Genomic DNA, 19,924 nt, shown 5'->3' on the forward strand with positions numbered 1-19,924 from the left:
CGGGCCATCAGATTGCAAAAGTGTAACGCTTGCACCCGCTGTTTTGGTTCAATTTGGCAACCTTAGTCCATCGGATTGAGCGCGTCAATCTGGGCGAGCCACAGGCGCGAGCTGGCGTCACTCGGCATGCGCCAATCGCCGCGCGGGCTGAGCGTGACCGAACCCACCTTGGGGCCATCGGGCAGGCAGCTGCGCTTAAACTGCTGGGCAAAGAAGCGACGGTAGAACGTACGCAGCCACGTGTGAACGGTCTTGACGTCGTAGGCGCCCTCGAAGCTCTTGAGCGCCATGCGGTAGATCTTGCCCGGCTCAAAGCCAAAACGCAGCAGGTAGTAGAGGAAGTAGTCGTGCAGCTCGTACGGGCCCACCAAATCCTCAGTCTTCTGCGCAATCTCGCCGTCGCCCGTGGGCGGCAGAAGCTCGGGGGACACCGGCGTATCGAGGATATCGAGCAAGACCTCGGCAATACGCCCGCCAAAAACATCAGCGGCATAGCGCACCAGATGGCGCACAAGCGTCTTGGGCACGCTCGCGTTGACGGCGTACATGCTCATGTGGTCGCCGTTGTAGGTAGCCCAGCCGAGCGCCAGCTCCGACAGGTCGCCCGTGCCGATGACAAAACCGCCGGCCTGATTGGCCAGATCCATCAGAATCTGCGTACGCTCGCGGGCCTGGCTGTTCTCGTAGGTCACGTCCTGCACGGCCGGATCGTGCTCAATGTCCTTGAAGTGCTGCTCCACGGCCGCGTGGATCGAAACCTCGCGGAAGCTCACGCCAAGGTCGCGAGCGAGCGACTCGGCATTCGACTTGGTGCGATGCGTCGTGCCAAAGCCGGGCATGGACACGGCCGTGATACCGGTGCGCGGCAGCCCCAGTGCATCGAAGGCGCGCACGGTCACAAACAGTGCCAGCGTGGAGTCCAGGCCGCCCGAAAGACCGATGACTGCAGCCTTGGTGCCCGTATGGGCCAGGCGGGTCTTGAGGCCGGCGGTCTGCAGGTCGAGGATGGTCTCGCAACGCTCGGCAAGGTCACCATGGTCGGCCGGCACAAAGGGCGCGCGGGGGAAGACACGGTCGATGCCGAGTGCATCGCGCAGGACAGGTTCGTCTGTCAGCACGCCCTCAAAAGAGAACTCAACGGTCGTGGCCTCCGGCGCATCGTCCGCGCGCGTCCACGTCGTCGAGCGACGGCGCTCGGCAACCAGGCGGTCGAGGTCGACATCGGCCACCGCCATATCGCAGGTGAGCAGCTTGGTAGCAGCGAGCTTCGAGCCGTTTTCATAGATAAGGTTCTCGCCCGCAAAGACCATGTCGGTCGTGGACTCACCCTCGCTCGCGTCCGCGTAGGCATAGGCGCAGTACAGGCGTGCGCTCTGATTGGAGATGAGGCTGCGGCGGTAATCTGCCTTGCCGATAATCTCGTCCGAGGCAGACGGGTTGAGGATCACCGTGGCACCTGCAAGCGCCATCTCGGTCGAAGGGGGCGCCGGTACCCACAGGTCCTCGCACACCTCGACACCCAGCACCAGATCCTCGGCACCCTCATCACAGCAGCGGTAGACAAGTCCCGAGCCAAGCGGCACCGGACCCTGACCGGCAAATTCAACCCACACGGGATCGGCGGGCGCCGGAGCAAACCAGCGGCGCTCATAGAACTCGCCGTAGTTGGGCAAATATTTCTTAGCCGTAAGGCCCAAAAGCTCGCCCGCACAGCACACGGCGGCGCAGTTGTAGATGTTTTCGGCCACTGCAACGGGAAGGCCGACGGTAAAGACGATCGGCAGCTCACGGGTTTCATCGAGGATAAACTCAAGCGCCGCCTCGCAGGCATGCAGCAGTGTGCGGTTATGGAATAGATCAGCCGCGGTATAACCAGTCAGGTTAAGCTCGGGCAGCACGAGCGCACGAACGCCGCGCTCGGCAGCCTCGCGAACAGCCGCCAGCGCAACCTCGGCATTGCCCTCGACATCGGCCACGCGAATCTTGGGCGAGGCCGCTGCCACGCGCAAAAAACCGTCGTTCTCAACTTGACCGTTTAGAAAATCGTTCATGCGAGCTCCAGCACATCCGTTAGCCGCAACGAGCGGCGGCGATATAGTCCGCCTCCATTGTACTGTCAAGTTCAATCAGCACAGATGGGACAAGCTCATGATTAAAATTGGAAAAGAGAAGCCGGGATGACGTTTAGCAGTAGAACGAGATCTCGTCCACAAGGAAAAATGCCTTCCATTTAGAGCAAATCAATTCATGCTGAGCGGCGATGATTTCACAGAGGTCATCAAGCGTGCTCCGGGGGATCTTCGCTTTGTTATTAGCGACAATGCAGCCACCTCTTCGAGTCAGCCAGATTTTGGCCGAGTTATCTGAAGGCGCCCCCTTGCAAACATGGACATGGATTGGCTCGCCCGCTTCATTGGACCAAAAGAAGACCCGATAGCCGCCAATAAGAAAAAGGCTAGGCAACTTTAGCTCCTCCGTTTGCGGCGTAGCGATACAGCAGATGGGCGTTATTGCTCAGAAAAGTCTCAAAACCTCGCTTCTCCTCGTCGGTAAAACGCCCCTCCCACATGGTCCAATTGTAAGAAGGCAGCTCGCAACGAGCGGAGTCGAAACCCTCTGCCGTCGGTCGTTCAAAATGCACGATGACCTTTTCGATATCGCCATCTGTGATCAGGTCAGAATGAATGACCTCGGTACCATCTTCGAATGTCATATACGGGTACATCACGTAAACCACCTCGCAATCATTAATTCAGTTTAGCATCAAGCTAGTGCACCAATGATAGCAAGCCCCCTTGATGAGTTGATGGCATCTGTTGCCAGCACGATCGACGGCGGTCCGGATTGTTGGGCCCGGCCATAATCGACCGCCACGAAGCGTTCATCCGCAGGTGCGTGGCATAGCGCCTAGAACACTAGCTGAGACAAGGACACTATCGCTGGCATAGTGAACATAGACAGAAGGGTGGTAACACAGACTGTTCCACATGCATATCGATAGTCCTTATTATGCTGCTGGGCAAAGATAGCTACATTCGCGCCGGTGGGGGTCGCAGCCGCAATCAGCAGCGCCATCTTAATTGACCTATCACATGGAAAGAGACATAGGAACAGGAGCGAAAGAATCGGAATGACAAGCAGCCTGACCGATGAGACGGCAAACAAGCTTTTCGCCCTCAGGAGCGCCATCAAATCAGACTGGGCAAGATAGATACCGAGAGTCATCATTGCTAGCGGAGTGTTGAGCCCCGAGATATACGAAAGCACTGACTGTGCCAGAGGGACCGTTGGGACACGAAGGATAAAAATCAAGAAACCGCCCAATAAAGCCATGACCATTGGACTTGTCAGGATCGCTTTAGGACTCATACATTTTTTAGACCCCGACAGCAGATACTGCCCGTATGTCCATTGCATGGCATTGAGAAGAGCGATCATGCACGTGATGAAAAACACGGCATCTTTTCCAAGCGCCGCTTCAACAAGGGGTATTCCCACAAATCCAGCATTCGAGAATGCCGCAGCAAAAATGTCGATGGGACGGCCCCTGAACAACAGGCGGGCAACAACGCAAGCGAGCAACAACATCGCCGCCGACAGCATTAAGGTCATTCCCAACTCATACATCCTCTGAAACGAATACTCAATCCAAAATGATTTGAGAATGATTGCGGGAATCACAAGGTTGATGAGCAACTTTCCGAATTCTATTGCAGCCTGCTCGCTCAATATGCCCAAGCGGTTTAGAGCGTAGCCCATTCCCATGAGCAAAAACATGATAAGGACTTGTTGGATGAGAGGTTCAATGATTGACACAATACATGCTCCGTATAATCCTGACCGGTTCATCTACCACGATGGTCTATAGCGCCTGCTATAGCGCGGCACCGACCGCCTGAATGATTCGCGCAACGAACGCCTCGGCAACCCCGCGCGGCGTTCGCGAGTTGTAGGTTTCAAAATACTTGCCGTAGTCTTCCTGAGGCACAAGGTAGTTGCAGTACGTGTTCGCATAGCCGATAACAAAGACGTTGTATTGGCTAAACGCCCTCTTAAAATCCAAGCCTAATGTGCTACACGTATCGCATGGCATCGTGATAAAAATGCAGTTACCAATTACCGCAAACTGGCTCGGAAGCTCAAGCTCGATTTTCCCCATCGAGAGCTTAAGCTGTTGCCGCTTAAGGAGAAGGTCTCGCATCGGGCTCGCATCCATAGCCTCTATCCGATTGGTCATCTCGATCCAATCCGGATCTGTTTTTGCATCGTAGACACTCTTCATGCTGATAGAGCCCCAACGCGGAGTATCAACTCTGAGTGCCGCGCGCTCACGCTTGGATTCAATTTGAGCGCAAAGTTCGTTAGCCGTACGCTCGAGTTCGGCAACTCCCTCCCCTTGCCGATAGAAACGCGTCGACACATCCCCGCACGTTCCGTTGACGCAAAGTACAGGACAGCCATATTTCCTCTCCAAACGCTGCCTGACATGCCCAATCAAATCAGCAGAGAGGACGGCGCTTTTCCCATTAAGGATGGTAGGATGAGCGGACATGAACAGCATTTTTCCAATTGGGCGACCGCCTTGAGCGTCCTCAAACGAGAAAATACTTACCTGTTTATCGGCCGGACCGCCCTGAACATTTCGATTCCCGTACAGTCCCTCGATGCCTAACGTCTCCATCGATACGGTCGCCTTCGACCTGGACGCCCATGCAGATACCGCCGCCTCGGTAGCCAAGCCAATCAAATCACTCGTCAATTCGGTTTCAGGTAACGTGTCCTCGTAGGCAAGCTTAAAATAGCATGGTGCAGAATGGGTATGAATGCATGCGACGACGATATTGCTCGAATCGATGCCCGTTTTTGACGATACGGCGTTCTTGACCGAAAGGGAAAAATCTTTCGACACCATTATTGAATCGAGCTCGATAAGAATAAACGGGACAAGATCAACACAGACAGCGCTAGCGTTGACCTCAATAGGATCAAGAACATCCGTCCAGGCACCTTTTCTGTTGTAGCCGCCCATGCGGCAAGGAGACTGGGGTGTTACGTCAATCTTCGAGATTCCAAACTCTATGTTCATTCCAACTCCAACTCTTCGCGGCACACGCCGCCCAAACATCGGAAATAGAAATACAAAAAGAGAAGGGCGTCATGGACGCCCTTCCAATGCGTCCTGCCACACGCAGGCCGTAGAAAACTTAACGCTCGGAAACGGGACCATTCTCGAGCTCATCCGCCGTAAAGCCCAGGAAATACGTGCCCAAGGCGCTCACAAGGAAGCCTGCACCAGCAGCGATTCCAAAGTTGATGAGATTCTGGGTCCCGCCGCCCGCAAACGCGAGGAACTCCAAGAAGTTAGATGCCGCGCCGGCAGTATAAACCGTGGCTCCGAGAGCGATTGCAAGCGCACCGGCAACAAAGGATCCGATAATCTTCCAGACAAACACGCGGCGATAGCGCAGCATCATGCCGTAGATGAAAGGCTCGCCGACGCCTCCGACAATGTTTGCAACCAAATAGCCGAATGCCATGCTCTTCTCGTCTTTATCGCACAGCTTGAGCCAAGTCGCCACCTCGCAGCCGAAGGTCGCCCAAAGGCTAACGCCCGTCGCAACCAAAACAAAGCTGTCGGTTCCCACAGTCATATAGTTAGCGATGGCAATCATCGCAACCGCCACATGCATGCCGGTAATAATCATTGGGCACCAAAGACCCGCCAGAATACCTCCTCCGAGGATGGCGGCGATACCACCGGAAGTACCAAGGAACTCAAAACCGGCGGCGAGGGCATTACCGGCCCATGAACCAACAGGGGCGAGAGCGCAGAGAGACACAGGAACAGCGACGACCATGGTAAGGAAAGGCGCAAAAACCGTTGAAAGGGTATCTGGCACATATTTGCGGAAGAAGCGCTCGATATAACTCATCGCCCACACGGACAGAAGAATGGGAAGGACCGTCTTTGTGTAGTTTGCGGCGACGCAGGGAATGCCATAAACGGAGAACTGAGCTCCATCGGTCGCAAGCTGAATCATGGTCGGGTCGATAAGAATGCCGCCCATAAAGGCACCGAGGACAGGCGTTACGCCAATGTTCTTAGCCGCATTATAGCCAAGGTAGATGGGGATAAAATAGAACGCTGCGTCATAAACCATGTTCATCAGAACATAAAGGTCGCTTGTGTCGGACAGCACGCCCGCCATCGTAGGTCCCAGCACCACCGCTACGGTCTTGAACAGGCCAGCACACATTAGGACGGGGATCATAGGCACCATGGAGCTTGACAGGTAGTTGAGGATGTTATTGCCAATAACCTTAGGTGTGAGCTTCTGCTTAGGAGCATCAAGGTTCTCGTCGATGGCGTCCTGCTTGGCAAAGCCGCCGATCTTGCAGAGCTCGTCATAAACCTTGGGCACGTTTTGGCCCACGATTACCTGGAACTGCCCTCCGGAGATTTGAGCACCCAACACACCGCCAATCTTCTTCACTTCTTTGATATCGGGGGCATCGATATCTTTGAGGTTAAAACGCAGGCGCGTCATACAGTGCGCAACAAACGTCACGTTCTCCTTGCCACCGACGGCCTCGAGCACGTCCGCGGCGATTTTCTTATTGTCAGTCATAGCTGAACTCCCTTGCTTTTCTGTCTTCCCGTTTGCGCACACGCGAAGAACCGATTACGGCAGGCCTGACACGAGGCAAATCGAGAAAAGCAAGAAGAAGACAAAAACAGAAGAGCCCCAAAGCACAAAGCGGACAGGGAACTGTCTACGTCATGCTTCGAGGCTCTTCTCGAATAACACCTTATGTGACTATGAAACTACATCCAACGGACGCCTTTGCGAAAGTCAAAACCGGCAAACGGTCGAATCTCAGCGGCGAGCGGTCGATTAAGGCCTGGATCCCGCACAGACGCGATTGACGTGAAGCATCAGGTAGACTTTCTCTTCATCGGCAAGCGCGGCGCCAAAACGCTCTGCGATAAGCGCAGCCATGCGATCGACGCACACAGCCACATCGGGATGCTGCTCGCAGAGCGGCCCATAGAGCGCGCCGTTATCCGTGTTGAGGGGCTCTCCTGTCTGTACGCGTTCCAGCAGGTAGCGGACGTGCGTGGCATAGCGGCAAAAGTCAAAACCGTCGCGGTCCACGCAAACTCCCAGCTCGGACTCGATGATCTTGGTGAACTTCTCGAGCATCGCCTCGTCCTTGCGCACCGTATTGGATTTGGCCTTTGAAGACGAGGCGACCACGCTGTTGACGATACAGAGTGCGATACCGCTCGCCTCCCCCCGCGGCATCTTGACGTTGAAGCCGCGATTGATGCCCTCGATCGCGAACTTGGCGATCTTGTACTCAATGGGGTACATCTGCTGCACATCATAGGAGAGCGGCATCTGCACAAACATATGCTCGCGGCAGCGTTTGATGGCAAAGGCGATATGGTCAGCCATGGTAAAGGGAAGGTTTGCCGAGAGCTCGCGCGAGATGTTGGAGCGAGCGATATCGGCAATCTGGGCGGAGAACTCCATCACCTGAGGATCGATCTCGTCGAGCAGCGCTAGGTAGCGCGAGTCGACACCGTAGAAGGTTCGCTCGATCTTATCGAGTGTGACCTCATCGGGGCCATTGGGAAACCCGATACCGCGGCCAATTGCCACGAGTTCACGGCCCTTGGCGTTTACGCAGATAACCGTATTGTTGTTGATCCGCTTAAGGATTTTCATGACGCTCCCTACCCGGCGCAAGCAACAGCGCCGCGAGCCCGATTATTCCACGGGATTTCAAATCCGGTCAACCTTCCTTTCGACATCCGAACGATTCGCCCCGTCTTCATTCGATCAGCCTGAGAAGAAGTTTCGCGCTTTGGTGAGTTGATGGTGTTGCGGGCGAATCCATCTCCGGTTCACACCGACTGAGTACCCTGAGGGCTGAACAACCTGTCGCAGCACTAAACGAACCGGGAGGACCCCGTATGACAACCAAGTACACCGACGCGCCGCGCACGCGCGTCATGACGCCGGCATCGCTCAACAACGGCGTGCACGAGAACCATTCCATCGGACAGACCATGGCTATCGCGCCCAAAAAGGGCCTGTTCGACGATATCTCCATTCCCCAAATCATCGCCGGCGCCGCAGCTGCCGCCACGAGCGTCGCGCTTGCCTCCAAGATTGGTATCGCTGGTTCAGTAATTGGCGCCGCCGTGAGCTCGGTCATCACCGTTGTGTCCTCGCAGGTCTATCGCCACTTTATCTCCGCCAGCGCCAATGCCCTCAAAGGTACGTACGCTGACGTCGACTACCCCGCCGGCGCCTACGAGCCCGTTGAGCTTAATGCCGAGGAGCACCTGGGCGGCGCCGCGACTACGCAGGAGATGCGCCAGGTTGCGGGGCGCGCGACCACGGCGCGCGTCGCCCCCAACAGCTTGCGCGCCAAGGCGGCGGCAGAGCGCAGCCAGACGCAAAAGAAGGTCATCATCTTCTCGATCGCCATCGCCATTGTCGCAGTCATCGCCTGCGCTGGCGCCATCCTTATCACCACTGCCGGTGAGGGTCTGGGCGAGCGTCCCGAGCCAATCCTTTCGTCGCGCACGACCGAGAGCGATGCAAATGTCAACACCCAGTCGCAAGATCAGCAGGCGCAGGCGGACGGCACGCAAGACAGTTCTACCTCAGCCGATTCGTCCTCGAACACCCAAAACCAATCGCAGGGCACCGATTCCTCTACGGCCAACAGTGGCACGCCGTCCGACACGACCAACTCAAGCCAAACAACTGACGGTTCACAGCCGAACACGGGAGGCCAGACGAGCGACACCACGTCGGGAACGGGTGCAGCAGACAGTAGCAACACTAACAGCTCGAGCGGAACCGCGTCCGGCACGGCATCTGACAACTCAAGCCAAGGCACGGCATCGGGCAACTAAGCACATTTGCCTCTCATAGATAACCGACCTGTACAACGGGCGCGAATCGAAAGCGGTTCGCGCCCGTTTGCCTTGGGCGCCGCCATGGCGAACGCCATGCGATGGTAAGATGCTTTACATGTGTAAAGAGGAGATTTGCCATGAGCAAGACAATAGTTAGGCCCACGCTTTCGCTGGGCAACCACATCTATCTGTATCGCCTGCTGCGCGATGCGATTGGATGCGGCAAGCAGACGTTTATGACGCAGGTCGAGGAGGCGCTCGCCGCTGGCGACATGACCGCTTATGACCTGGGCTTTGAGTCCACGCGCGAGCTGCTCGAGGAGCTTGACGACTGCATTAAGCTGACCGTCTTTAAGGGCGGTCGCCTGTATGCCACCGTCATCGCCAACGAGGCACGGGATGCCGCCCTTGCCAAGGGCGAGGACAAGCCCAAGGCTGCCAAGGGCGCCAAGCAGTCCTACAAAAAGAAGAAACGCGGTGAGAAGGACCTCAAGGCCGTGCGCCCCAAGCACGTTAAGCGTCCCGAGCCCGAAGCCATGGTTGAAGCCGCACCGGAACCCGAGCCCGAGACAGAGATCGAAGTCGCTATTGAGGTGGCAGCAGAAGCCGAAACCAAAATCGCCGCCACGACCGATTCCGAAGTCATATCCGAGCAGGAAGCCACTGTGGAGCTCAACGAAGCGCCCAAGTCGACAACCGAAGAAGCCGCTGACCAACCCGAGACGCCTGCGTTCCAAAACAGCGATGTCTTTGGCAACGAGGCCGAGGACGATCGGCCCGAAGAACTCGCAGAACAGGACGCTACCGAGGCGGCATCGGAGCCCGAGGCGCCGCAGCCCGCCATCTCGCTCACAGTCGTCTATGACCCCGAGAACGCCAACGCCGGCATCACCACCATGGCATCCACGCCGGTCGAGACAAAGTCGAGCGTCGAGAATGGGAACGCGACGCAGGTTGAGGTTGAAACCGCAGCTACAGACGCGCCCGTCACCGTGAAGTCCGCAGATTCCGCGATCAAGCCGGAAGCGACGCCGGAGCCCGCACCCGTCATCGAGTCCGCATCCGCACCTGTCTATGACCAAATTTCCGCACCTGCACCGGCTCCGGTCCCCGCTGCAGCACCGGCCTCCGCACCTGCAGTGCCCGCCATCCCCGAGGACTTCCCCGTCGATTTCGCAACCGAGATCTTCTGCCCCGGCCCGCTTCTGCACCAGCTGTCGACCTATCTCCCCTACGGCGCCGACACGCTCGGCATCGTCGGCGAGTACTACTGGATCGCCCGCGAACGCGGCACCATCGAGGCCGCGCGAAACCGCGCAAGCTTCCCCCTGCGCTACACGCAGGCCGGCGAGCGCCGCGAGGTTACCGTGCGCATCCGCCGCAACACCACCGGTGGCCTCGGATCCACCTGGGTCATCGATAAAGTCGAGCCTTCTACCAAGTAACAAAAAGGGACGATAACCCCAAGGTTATCGTCCCTTTCTCGTTAGGTCACCTGAGCTCGACTAATCGCGCGTCAGCTTGCGGTGAATACGATGCGGCTGGGCTGCGTCCTCGCCCAGACGCTCGATGCGGTTGGCCTGATAGGCCTCGAAGTTGCCCTCGAACCAATACCAGTTGCCCGGATTCTCGTCGGTGCCCTCCCACGCCAGAATGTGCGTGGCGACGCGGTCCAGGAACATACGGTCGTGGCTAATGACCACCGAGCAGCCCGGGAACTCGAGCAGCGCCGCTTCGAGCGAGGACAGCGTCTCGACGTCGAGGTCGTTCGTGGGCTCGTCGAGGAGCAGCAGGTTGCCGCCCTGCTTGAGCGTAAGCGCCAAGTTCAGACGGTTGCGCTCGCCACCGGAGAGTACGCCAGCGCGCTTCTGCTGGTCCTGGCCCTTAAAGCCAAAGCTCGCCACATAAGCGCGGCTCGGAACCTCGGTCTCGCCGACCATCATGTGGTCCAGGCCATCCGAGACGACCTCCCACAGGTTCTTATCGGGGTCGATGCCGGAACGGTTCTGGTCGACGTAAGAAATCTTGACGGTCTCGCCCACCTCGAGCTCGCCCGAAGTCAGCGGCTCCAGGCCCACAATCGTCTTGAACAGCGTGGTCTTACCGACACCGTTGGGGCCGATGACGCCCACAATGCCGTTGCGCGGCAGGGTGAACGAAAGGTCATCGATGAGCACGCGACCGTCGAACTCCTTGTGCAGGTGATGGGCCTCGAGCACCTTGTTGCCCAGACGCGGGCCCACAGGGATGCGGATATCGGTCCAGTCGAGCTTCTGGCTTGCGCGGGCCTCGGCCTCCATCTCCTCGTAGCGAGCCAGACGGGCCTTGTTCTTGGCCTGACGAGCCTTGGGCGAGCTGCGCACCCACTCGAGCTCGGCCTCCATGCGCTTGGCGAGCTTGGCATCGCGGTTGCCCTGAGCCTCGATACGCGCGGCCTTGGTCTCCAGATACGTGGAGTAGTTGCCCTTGTAGGGATAGAGGTGACCGCGGTCGACCTCGCAGATCCACTCGGCAACGTTATCCAGGAAGTAGCGATCGTGTGTGACGGCCAGCACTGCACCCTGGTAGTTGTGCAGGAAGTGCTCGAGCCACAGGATCGACTCGGCGTCCAGATGGTTCGTGGGCTCGTCGAGCAGCAGCAGGTCGGGAGCCTCGAGCAGCAGCTTGCACAGGGCCACGCGGCGGCGCTCGCCGCCAGAGAGCACGTTAACCGGCATGTCGGAATCGGGCAGCTGCAGGGCGTCCATGGCCTGGCCGAGCTTGGAATCGATATCCCAGCCATCGGCGGCATCGATCTCGTCCTGAAGCTTGCCCATCTCGGCCATGAGGGCGTCCATGTCGCAGTCCGGGTCGCACATCTCCTCGCCGATCTTGTTGAAGCGATCGACCTTGGCGATCATATCGCCAAACGCCATGCGCACGTTCTCGATGACGGTCTTGTCGTCATCGAGCGGCGGCTCCTGCTGCAGGATGCCCACGGTGTAGCCGGGGGTAAGCCTTGCATCGCCGTTGGAGACCTCCTCGATACCGGCCATAATCTTGAGCAGGGTCGACTTACCCATGCCGTTGGGGCCCACGACGCCGATCTTGGCACCGGGGTAGAAGCTCAGGGTCACGTCGTCAAGAATCACCTTGTCGCCATGGGCCTTACGAGCCTGATACATCTGGTAGATAAACTCCGCCATTTGCCTGTTGTATCCTTTCTACCTGCTGTTTCCCTATTCTTGATTCGCTTTAGTGGAAACGAAATGAGAAAACCAGCTCTGAAACTAAACGAAAAAGGGGCATGGTTGCCCACACCCCCTAATACTACCTGGGAAAAGTCCCCCGGAACATACTATGAACTGCGTACGCTAGTTTTCCGCAACCTTAACGAGCGGCTCGCTGCGATTTGCGCCACAGCAGATACGAATAGACGTAGGCAGCTCCAGCTGAACCAAACGCCAGAACCGCAATCACCGCGGCGACGACTTCACTCGAAAGCACGCTACCCGCCACGCCCATCACAATCAGGCCAACGCCCAGCACCATAAAGCAGGCGCCGCCAAAGCGCTGCGTGCGGCGCCAGTTCTCGGGATCGGCAAGTGCCCAAGGCGTCTTGATACCGAGCGTATAGTTCTGCTTCACACGCGGCAAGTAGTTGCCTACGCCGATGAACAGCAAACCGACAGCACCGGAAATCAGCACGTTGACCGAACCGACCGCCGGCACCACGCCCCAGACCGTAAGCTCTCCCAGCCAGCTTATGGCGCACATGAACAAGGTGAAGGCAATTACGAAGCCCTGATAGAACTTACCCGAGGTTCGATATGCCTCACCTTTGGGATCGATGCGCGGCACCACGCAGAACATTGCGAGAAGCGCCAGAGGCAGCACGCCGAGCGCGGAGGCCATCCAGCTAGGACCCCAACCGTCGACAGCGCCGTTCGCGCCCCAGTGCGTGGGAATCTGCGCAGGCAAGCTCGGCATCACCATGAGGTGCGCTACGACATTGGCGACGCACAGAGCGACCAGCGCAATCCACACGCGCGACGATACCCCTGTGGGGTGAATGCCCTTGTTTTCGTTATTCATCCTTATCACCTTCATTGTTTGTAAAACCCATAAACCAGCCAATTAAATCCTGCATGACGGTGGTGTTTAAGCTGTATACGATGTTTTGGCCATGGCGCTCGTCGGTCACCAACCCGGCGTTTTTAAGCGTCGCCAAGTGATGGCTCAGCGACGGCTTACTGATATCGAAATGCTTGGCAAGCTCCCCCGCCGTGCAATTGCCCTCGCGCAGCAACTCCAAAATGCGCCGTCGCGTTGGATCGGCAAGCGCCTTAAAACCCTCTCCCGGCATAGGACCTCCTCTCACTATCTCTCACGACGCGCACAGTATACTCGTTATTTAGATGTTTGTCTAATTATCTAATTTGATACTACGTATAGAACATTCGTTCGTTTTTAGATACAATGGGCCAAGAAGCAGATGGGTCAGCTCCCTCTTACCAAGAAGGAGATGGGCCAGCTCCCTCTTACCAAGAAGGAGATGGACTATGAGTATTGACGATGTCCTGACGTTGTTATTGCTTGTAATCGCGGCCGTGGAGCTCGGCATCCACATTGGAGGTCGAATGAAATAGCCGCCCCCGCGTAATGCGAAGACGGCCACTTCTCACGCCATAAACGTGTTTCGGAGTTGGCTAACCCGCGGCAACGGGTGCCATCTGCTTCATCTTATGCGAATCCCGATCTCATTTCAACAAGCCCCTAGGGCTCAAATGGAATCGTGATAATCCCTATAATGGCGATAGCCCAAACACGATCCGCTTCCCCATCGGAGGACATCTATGACCGAAACCGCAGCCGCAGCTCCCGTCGAGACACGCGACACCAAGCTCGAGATCATCATGGGCCGCGAGGCGCTCAATAAACTCGCCAACGCCACGGTGCTGGTGCTGGGCTGTGGCGGCGTGGGATCCAACTGCTGCGAAGCGCTCGCGCGCGGCGGCATCGGCCATTTTGTGATCCTGGACAAGGACATCATCGCGCCCAGCAACATCAACCGCCAGGCCATCGCCTTTCATAGCACCATCGGCAAGCGCAAGGTTGACGTGATGGAAGCCATGATCCACGACATCAATCCCGCCGCCAGCGTTATCAAGCGCACCGAATACCTGCTGAGCGACAACATCGATGATTTCTTCGCGAGCGTTTTGGAGCAGACGGGCGGCAAGCTCAACTACGTCGTCGACGCCATCGACACCATCTCGGCCAAGCTCACCATTGCCAAATATGCTCAGGACCATGACATCCGTTTGGTTAGCTCCATGGGCGGGGCCAACAAACTCCATCCCGAGTGCCTCCGCTTTGCCGACATCTTCGATACGGTACGTGACCCCATGAGCCGCATTATGCGCAAAGAATGCAAGAAGCGCGGAATCAAGAGCCTACACGTACTGTTTAGCTGCGAGGAATCGGTTAAGACACAGCCCCGCGACCCTTCCAACATCCACGAGCGCACCGAGCTGGGAACTGCCAGTTTTATGCCGCCCATCATGGGTCAAATGATTGCCGGCGAGGTTATCCGCCAGATCAGTGGCCGCGGCACCGAGCGCGTGCGCGCCGATGGCCAGCGCCTAAATTAACGAGACGCACCGCGATGACACCGCAATTATTTGATGCGCATTGCCATCTTGATCTAATGGCTCACCCGGACGCCGTTGCCGATGAGGCAACGGCGCTGGGCCTGGTTCTATTTGACTGCGGCGTCGATCCGCACGACTTTGCACGCGCCAAGAAGCGCACCTGCGGCCGTTCAAATATCTTTGCCGGCATCGGCCTCCATCCCTGGTGGCTCGCCGACGGACGATGTGGCAACGCTGAAATCAATCTGCTTTGCGAAGTCGCTGCACAAGAACGCTTGATCGGCGAGGTCGGGCTCGACTTTTCCGCTCGTTTTGCCGGAAGCGAGCCGCTACAAGTACAGGCATTTGACCGGCTCTGCGATGCACTCGTGCAGCACCCTCTTGCCGGGCGCGTGATATCAATTCACGCTGTTCGTTCGGCAGGAACCGTACTGGACGCCCTTGAGTCATATGGATTACTCACCCCAAGCCCCAACTCCCCCGCCATCATCTTTCACTGGTTTAGCGGCACCTCGGACGAACTCTTCCGCGCGCGCAATGCAGGCTGCTATTTTTCCGTCAACGAGCGCATGCTCGCTACCAAACGTGGATGCGAATACGCCCGACAGATCCCACTCGACCGCCTGCTGCTCGAAACTGATGCTCCAGCCAAACCGCAAGCGGATACAAGCGCACAGCAGCTCATCACATCGCTAAAGAGCGTTTCCCGACACATCGCCCAACTTAAAAACTGCGCCGCGGAGAGCGCCGAATCGGTCGTTTTGGGAAATTCACGCTCCATTTTTGACTTCCGCTGACCCGGTGGGCAAAAAATGTCAACTATGAGTACTGTTGCAAGCCTAGTCACATTGTTTTGCGATAAAACAACACCTCGATAATGTACAACCGTTCATTATCGAGGTGTTGTTAGCATGCTTGAGTGCTATTTAACAGGTTTTAATCGTCCCCAGACACTCAACTAAGGCCTCAAAGGTTTGGTTTTGCTGTTACTAAAATAGTGACAGTACTCATTTTTGGCATTTTTTGCCCACTCACTCCTAGAAAGGCCCCAACAGACCCCCTAAGAAAGCTCCAGCAGCTCCGGCAGCTGGTCGATGATCTTGTCCGCGGCATCCTGGCTAAAGCCAAAGCGCTCCTCGCGCTTGGCAATGACCGTCAGGCCGGCTCGCTTACCCGCGGTAATGCCCGGAACGGAATCCTCAACGCAGCAGCAGCGATTCGCGGGCAGCCCCAGCAGGTCCAGCGCATGCAGGTAGATGTCGGGCTCGGGCTTGCTCTCCTTAAACTGCTCGCCGCTCACCACATACTCAAAGGCATCCGACAGCCCGCATGCATTGAGCACTTCCTCGATGCTATCCATGGGAGACGAGCTGGCAAGCGCCACGCGAACGCCGCGGCGCGGCAGCTCGCGAATCGTATCCACAGCGCCCGGGTTAATCAAAGCCTGGTAGTCACGCGGACGCTTATGCGCCCACTCGTCCCAACGGGCCAATGCTTCCTCGCCAGTGAAGTGCCCTTTACCGGCGCGCTCAAACCAATCGACCAGCATATGCAGGAAGAACTGATGTGAGGTACCAACCTGCCCGTTCAACTCCTCTTGGGTCAGATTCAACCCAAGCTCCTTGGCAAACGCGGCAGTCTCGCCCAGGTAGTAATACTCGGTATCGACAATGACGCCGTCCATGTCAAAGATAACGGCGTCGAACGGAAATGCGGACACGGCACCCTCCCTAGCAAAAGGGCGCCCGCAAGCGGACGCCCGAACCATGCACTATCGGCGATTCTAACCCAGCAGCTTATCCAGCGCCACTGCAATACCGTCTTCGTTGTTATCGGCGGTTACCATCTGGGCAACTGCCTTAACCTCATCGACGGCGTTGCCCATGGCAACACCGGTGCCGGCCCACTCAATCATGGACTTGTCGTTCTGGCCGTCGCCAAACGAGACGACCTCGCTGGCATCGATACCGAGCTTGGGCAGGGCACCCTCGAGCGCACGGGCTTTGTCGATACCGGGCGCCGTGTACTCAAAGTACCAGTCGGCCGTAAACATGCCCGAAAGCGTCTGGGTAAAGGGCGCATACATCTCCTCGTAATGCGCCTGCAGGTAGGTCGGATCACCCGCCGTCAGCAGCTTGTCCACGGGATAAGTGTCCACGACCTCATGCAAGCTCTCGACCTCGTGAATCTTAAGATCGCACGCATCGCGCTCGTATTTGACGATGTTTTTCTGCGAACCGTCCGGCAGCGTAATCATGCAGCGGTACGAGTCCTCGACGTGCAAATCGCGACCGAGCGAAATCATAGGGATCACGTCATAGTTTTGCAGATGATCAATCAGACGGTGCAGTTCGTCAGCCGGCATAGCCTGGTCAAAAAGGACATCATCGGTCTGAGCGTCGACCACGTGCGCGCCATTAAAGGCAACTAGCAGACCGTCATGGTTTTGAAGGTCGAGCTCCTGCGCCAAGGCGTGCAACCCCCATGCGGGACGGCCCGAAGCCAAGATGAGCTTAATGCCCGACTCCTGCGCCGCGAGCAGCTTCTCGCGCGTACGCGGGCCGATGACCTTTTGGTCGTTGGTGAGCGTACCGTCGATATCCATTGCGATGGCTTTGATTGCCATATATGCCTCCCTGTCATTGAACAACCTTGTCTGAGCCATCATACAGAACACCCACGGCGGCGCTGTTTGCAACGGGAAAAATGTCATATTGTCCCAAACATGAACGGCGCGCCTTCGACGATTGCGATGCCCGTCGAGGCGCCTCCCGATACATTCCATCCTATCCAAATAGCAAGGGGCCCGTATCCCAACGGATACGGGCCCCTTTCAGCCATAAGCCAACTCGGCCGTAAAAACTACTTGCGATGAGCGCGATAGAACTCGATGAGCGCCTGGGTCGAAGCGTCCTGCTCGGCCTTGGCGGCGTCGTCGTGGAAGGCCGGGGTGATCTGCTTGGCAAGCTGCTTGCCCAGCTCGACGCCCCACTGGTCGTAGGAGTCGATGCCCCAGACCGTGCCCTCGACAAACGTGATGTGCTCGTACAGGGCGATGAGCTCGCCGAGTGCGAACGGGGTCAGCGTGTCGCCGAAGATCGAGGTCGTCGGACGGTTGCCCTCAAAGCAGCGGGCCGGGACGATCTGCTCGGGCGTGCCCTCGGCACGAACCTCGTCGGCCGTCTTACCAAAGGCGAGCGCCTTGGTCTGGGCCAGGAAGTTGCCCAGGAACAGCTCGTGGACGTCCTGGCCGCTGTCGGTTGCGGGGTTGGCAGTGTTGGCGAAAGCGATAAAGTCGGCCGGGACCACCACGGTGCCCTGGTGCAGCAGCTGGTAGAAGGCGTGCTGACCGTTGGTACCGGGCTCGCCCCAGAAGATCTCACCGGTATCGGAGGTCACAGCGCTGCCGTCCCAGCGGACGTGCTTGCCGTTGGACTCCATGGTGAGCTGTTGCAGGTAGGCCGGGAAGCGGTGCAGATACTGGCAGTACGGCAGCACGGCGTGGCTCTTGGAACCGAAGAAGTTGACGTACCAGACGTTGAGCAGGCCCATCAGCGCGACGGCGTTGTTCTCGAGCGGGGTGTTGCAGAAGTACTCGTCGATGGCGTGGAAGCCCTCAAGGAACTGCTGGAAGCGCTCGGGGCCGAGCACGACGATCAGCGACAGACCCACGGCGGAGTCGACGGAATAGCGGCCGCCGACCCAGTTCCAAAAACCGAAGGCGTTGGCGGGGTCGATACCGAAGGCCTCGACCTTTTCGAGCGCGGTGGAAACGGCGACGAAGTGCTTTGCCACGGCCTCGGCGTTCTGCTCATCGGAGCCATCGATGGCGCCCTGAGCCTTGAGCTGCTCGAGCATCCAGGTCTTGACCTCGCGGGCGTTGGTGAGGGTCTCGAGCGTGGTGAAGGTCTTGGAGACGATGATCACGAGCGTGGTCTCGGGATCCAGACCCTTGAGCTTCTCGGCCTGGTCGTTGGGATCGATGTTGGAGATATAGCGGCAATCGATACCGGCGTCGGCATAGGGACGCAGGGCCTCGTAAGCCATGACCGGGCCCAGATCGGAGCCGCCGATGCCGATGGACACCAGGTGCTCGATCTTTTTGCCGGTAACACCCTTCCACTCACCGGAGCGCACGCGCTCGGCGAAGGCATACATGCGGTCGAGAACCTCGTGCACGTCGGCGACGACGTCCTGGCCGTCGACGATGAGCTGGCCCTTCTCGCTTGCCGGGCGACGCAGCGCGGTGTGCAGGACGGCGCGGTCCTCGGTGGTGTTGATGTGCTCGCCGGAGAACATGGCGTCGCGGCGCTCCTCGAGCTTCACCTCGCGGGCAAGATCGCACAGCAGCTTGACGGTCTCATCAGTCACCAGGTTCTTGGACAGGTCGAAGTGCAGGTCACCGGCGTCAAAGCTCAGCTTGTTCACGCGCTCGGCATCGGCGGCGAACCAGGCCTTGAGGTCGATACCCTCGGCCTCGAGCTTCTCCTGATGGGCCTCGAGCGCCTTCCAAGCGGCAGTCGACGTAGCATCGATAGGTGCGGCAACAGTTGCCATAGAGTCCTCCTCAGCATACGGGCGCACGCCTCCATGCGCCCGGACATTCAGATGCCACTATTCTAGCGCAGGTCAAGACTATAATCAGCGAGCGTTGCCAATCGGCCCCCAAACGGCAACCGACCAAAAAGGGACAGGTTTAATTTGGCAGGTCAAACGCTTTACCAATCAAAAATAACCTATCCCTTTATGCCAAATATTAGGCCGCAGCGCAGACGCTACCGAGCAACTCACGCAGAGGAGACCCGATGCCCTCCAGCAGTTCGGGCGCGATGATGGCAAAAACGGGAACCTCGCCGGCCCCCACGACGGCAGGCACCTTGCCCTCCGAGACGATACATCCATAAGGGACAAAACCGTCTTCGCCGACATCGAGCGCCGCCATGCGACGGGCGAGCTCGCGCGCAAAGCCGGCAGTATCGGCATCGCCAATCGCCAAGACAAAGTCCACGCCTTCGTCGATCGCCAGGGCCACGGCTTCGTCGATCAGCTCGTCTCCTCCGTCGCCTTCAACCGAGCCGCAGCGGAAAAGCACGCGCTCGAGCAGAGCTCGATCAACCGAGCCCAGCGCCGCCGAAACGAGCTCATCACGCGTGTGCTTGTCGCCTCCCAGCACGACCAGCGCCTTGGTGCCGCCATAGTGGGCAACCAATCGCCCGCACCAGCGAGCCACATCCCCATCCGCAACCAAGCGCGTCGGCATACCAAACCCATAGTCGACCATTATCCCCACAACCCTTCCGTGCGTATAGGCGGTATCAATCGTTAGACTCATGCTACGAAGCGAGGTTTTCCG

General features: G+C 57.9%; 18 protein-coding genes. 4 read left to right on the forward strand and 14 right to left on the reverse strand.

Annotated features, from left to right (window positions below; all coding sequences use genetic code 11):
* Positions 1–62: 62 nt before the first annotated feature.
* From DXC79_RS05475 to DXC79_RS05505, 7 genes are all read right to left on the reverse strand, one after another.
* The gene (locus DXC79_RS05475) at positions 63–2,051 is read right to left on the reverse strand and encodes an NAD(+) synthase (protein WP_117635419.1); all 1,989 of its coding nucleotides are present in this window, start codon (positions 2,049–2,051) and stop codon (positions 63–65) included.
* 133 nt (positions 2,052–2,184) lie between these two features.
* Positions 2,185–2,463: a DUF4160 domain-containing protein gene (locus DXC79_RS05480; RefSeq protein WP_117635420.1), complete on the reverse strand. Its 279-nt coding sequence runs from the start codon at positions 2,461–2,463 to the stop codon at positions 2,185–2,187.
* The gene (locus DXC79_RS05485) at positions 2,456–2,725 is read right to left on the reverse strand and encodes a hypothetical protein (protein WP_117635421.1); all 270 of its coding nucleotides are present in this window, start codon (positions 2,723–2,725) and stop codon (positions 2,456–2,458) included. Before DXC79_RS05485 ends, DXC79_RS05480 begins: the two co-directional genes overlap by 8 nt.
* A 182-nt stretch (positions 2,726–2,907) precedes the next feature.
* Complete coding sequence (locus tag DXC79_RS05490) at positions 2,908–3,816, reverse strand: AEC family transporter (protein WP_158550973.1); 909 nt, start codon at positions 3,814–3,816, stop codon at positions 2,908–2,910.
* A gap of 58 nt (positions 3,817–3,874) precedes the next feature.
* Positions 3,875–5,086, reverse strand: coding sequence for a hypothetical protein (locus DXC79_RS05495; protein ID WP_117635423.1), 1,212 nt, complete (start codon positions 5,084–5,086; stop codon positions 3,875–3,877).
* Between the two features lie 118 nt (positions 5,087–5,204).
* Complete coding sequence (locus tag DXC79_RS05500) at positions 5,205–6,629, reverse strand: PTS transporter subunit EIIC (protein WP_117635424.1); 1,425 nt, start codon at positions 6,627–6,629, stop codon at positions 5,205–5,207.
* Positions 6,630–6,896: 267 nt separating this feature from the next.
* Positions 6,897–7,733, reverse strand: coding sequence for a PRD domain-containing protein (locus DXC79_RS05505; RefSeq protein ID WP_117635425.1), 837 nt, complete (start codon positions 7,731–7,733; stop codon positions 6,897–6,899).
* 248 nt (positions 7,734–7,981) lie between these two features.
* On the opposite strand from DXC79_RS05505, the gene DXC79_RS05510 reads away from it, so the two are divergent.
* Both DXC79_RS05510 and DXC79_RS05515 read left to right on the forward strand, forming a co-directional pair.
* Complete coding sequence (locus DXC79_RS05510) at positions 7,982–8,935, forward strand: hypothetical protein (RefSeq protein WP_117635426.1); 954 nt, start codon at positions 7,982–7,984, stop codon at positions 8,933–8,935.
* Positions 8,936–9,075: 140 nt separating this feature from the next.
* Positions 9,076–10,383: a hypothetical protein gene (locus DXC79_RS05515; protein ID WP_117635427.1), complete on the forward strand. Its 1,308-nt coding sequence runs from the start codon at positions 9,076–9,078 to the stop codon at positions 10,381–10,383.
* Between the two features lie 60 nt (positions 10,384–10,443).
* Here the strand turns inward: DXC79_RS05515 and ettA are convergent, their stop codons facing one another.
* The 3 genes from ettA to DXC79_RS05530 form a co-directional block, all read right to left on the reverse strand.
* Positions 10,444–12,123, reverse strand: a complete 1,680-nt coding sequence (ettA, locus tag DXC79_RS05520) for an energy-dependent translational throttle protein EttA (RefSeq protein WP_055251458.1) — start codon at positions 12,121–12,123, stop codon at positions 10,444–10,446.
* A 184-nt stretch (positions 12,124–12,307) separates the two neighbouring features.
* A complete protein-coding gene (locus DXC79_RS05525; RefSeq protein ID WP_117635428.1) occupies positions 12,308–13,012 on the reverse strand; it encodes an SdpI family protein in 705 nt (234 codons plus the stop codon).
* Complete coding sequence (locus DXC79_RS05530; RefSeq protein WP_117635429.1) at positions 13,005–13,283, reverse strand: autorepressor SdpR family transcription factor; 279 nt, start codon at positions 13,281–13,283, stop codon at positions 13,005–13,007. The genes DXC79_RS05525 and DXC79_RS05530 overlap by 8 nt, the downstream gene beginning before the upstream one ends.
* Positions 13,284–13,773: 490 nt before the next feature.
* Between DXC79_RS05530 and DXC79_RS05535 the strand changes: the two genes are divergently transcribed.
* Together DXC79_RS05535 and DXC79_RS05540 are read left to right on the forward strand one after the other, a co-directional pair.
* A complete protein-coding gene (locus tag DXC79_RS05535) occupies positions 13,774–14,571 on the forward strand; it encodes a ThiF family adenylyltransferase (RefSeq protein ID WP_117635430.1) in 798 nt (265 codons plus the stop codon).
* A gap of 14 nt (positions 14,572–14,585) precedes the next feature.
* On the forward strand, positions 14,586–15,368 hold the full coding sequence (locus tag DXC79_RS05540; RefSeq protein WP_117635431.1) for a TatD family hydrolase: 783 nt from the start codon (positions 14,586–14,588) through the stop codon (positions 15,366–15,368).
* Positions 15,369–15,631: 263 nt separating this feature from the next.
* Here the strand turns inward: DXC79_RS05540 and DXC79_RS05545 are convergent, their stop codons facing one another.
* The 4 genes from DXC79_RS05545 to DXC79_RS05560 form a co-directional block, all read right to left on the reverse strand.
* The gene (locus DXC79_RS05545; RefSeq protein ID WP_316242505.1) at positions 15,632–16,291 is read right to left on the reverse strand and encodes an HAD family phosphatase; all 660 of its coding nucleotides are present in this window, start codon (positions 16,289–16,291) and stop codon (positions 15,632–15,634) included.
* Positions 16,292–16,354: 63 nt separating this feature from the next.
* Positions 16,355–17,197, reverse strand: a complete 843-nt coding sequence (locus tag DXC79_RS05550) for a Cof-type HAD-IIB family hydrolase (protein WP_117635433.1) — start codon at positions 17,195–17,197, stop codon at positions 16,355–16,357.
* Between the two features lie 236 nt (positions 17,198–17,433).
* Positions 17,434–19,128: a glucose-6-phosphate isomerase gene (pgi, locus tag DXC79_RS05555; RefSeq protein ID WP_117564424.1), complete on the reverse strand. Its 1,695-nt coding sequence runs from the start codon at positions 19,126–19,128 to the stop codon at positions 17,434–17,436.
* A 199-nt stretch (positions 19,129–19,327) separates the two neighbouring features.
* The gene (locus DXC79_RS05560; RefSeq protein WP_158550974.1) at positions 19,328–19,852 is read right to left on the reverse strand and encodes an iron-containing alcohol dehydrogenase; all 525 of its coding nucleotides are present in this window, start codon (positions 19,850–19,852) and stop codon (positions 19,328–19,330) included.
* Between the last annotated feature and the right edge of the window lie 72 nt (positions 19,853–19,924).

The sequence above is a fragment of the Collinsella sp. TF08-11AT genome, from assembly GCF_003437035.1.
In the GTDB taxonomy this organism is placed as follows: domain Bacteria; phylum Actinomycetota; class Coriobacteriia; order Coriobacteriales; family Coriobacteriaceae; genus Collinsella.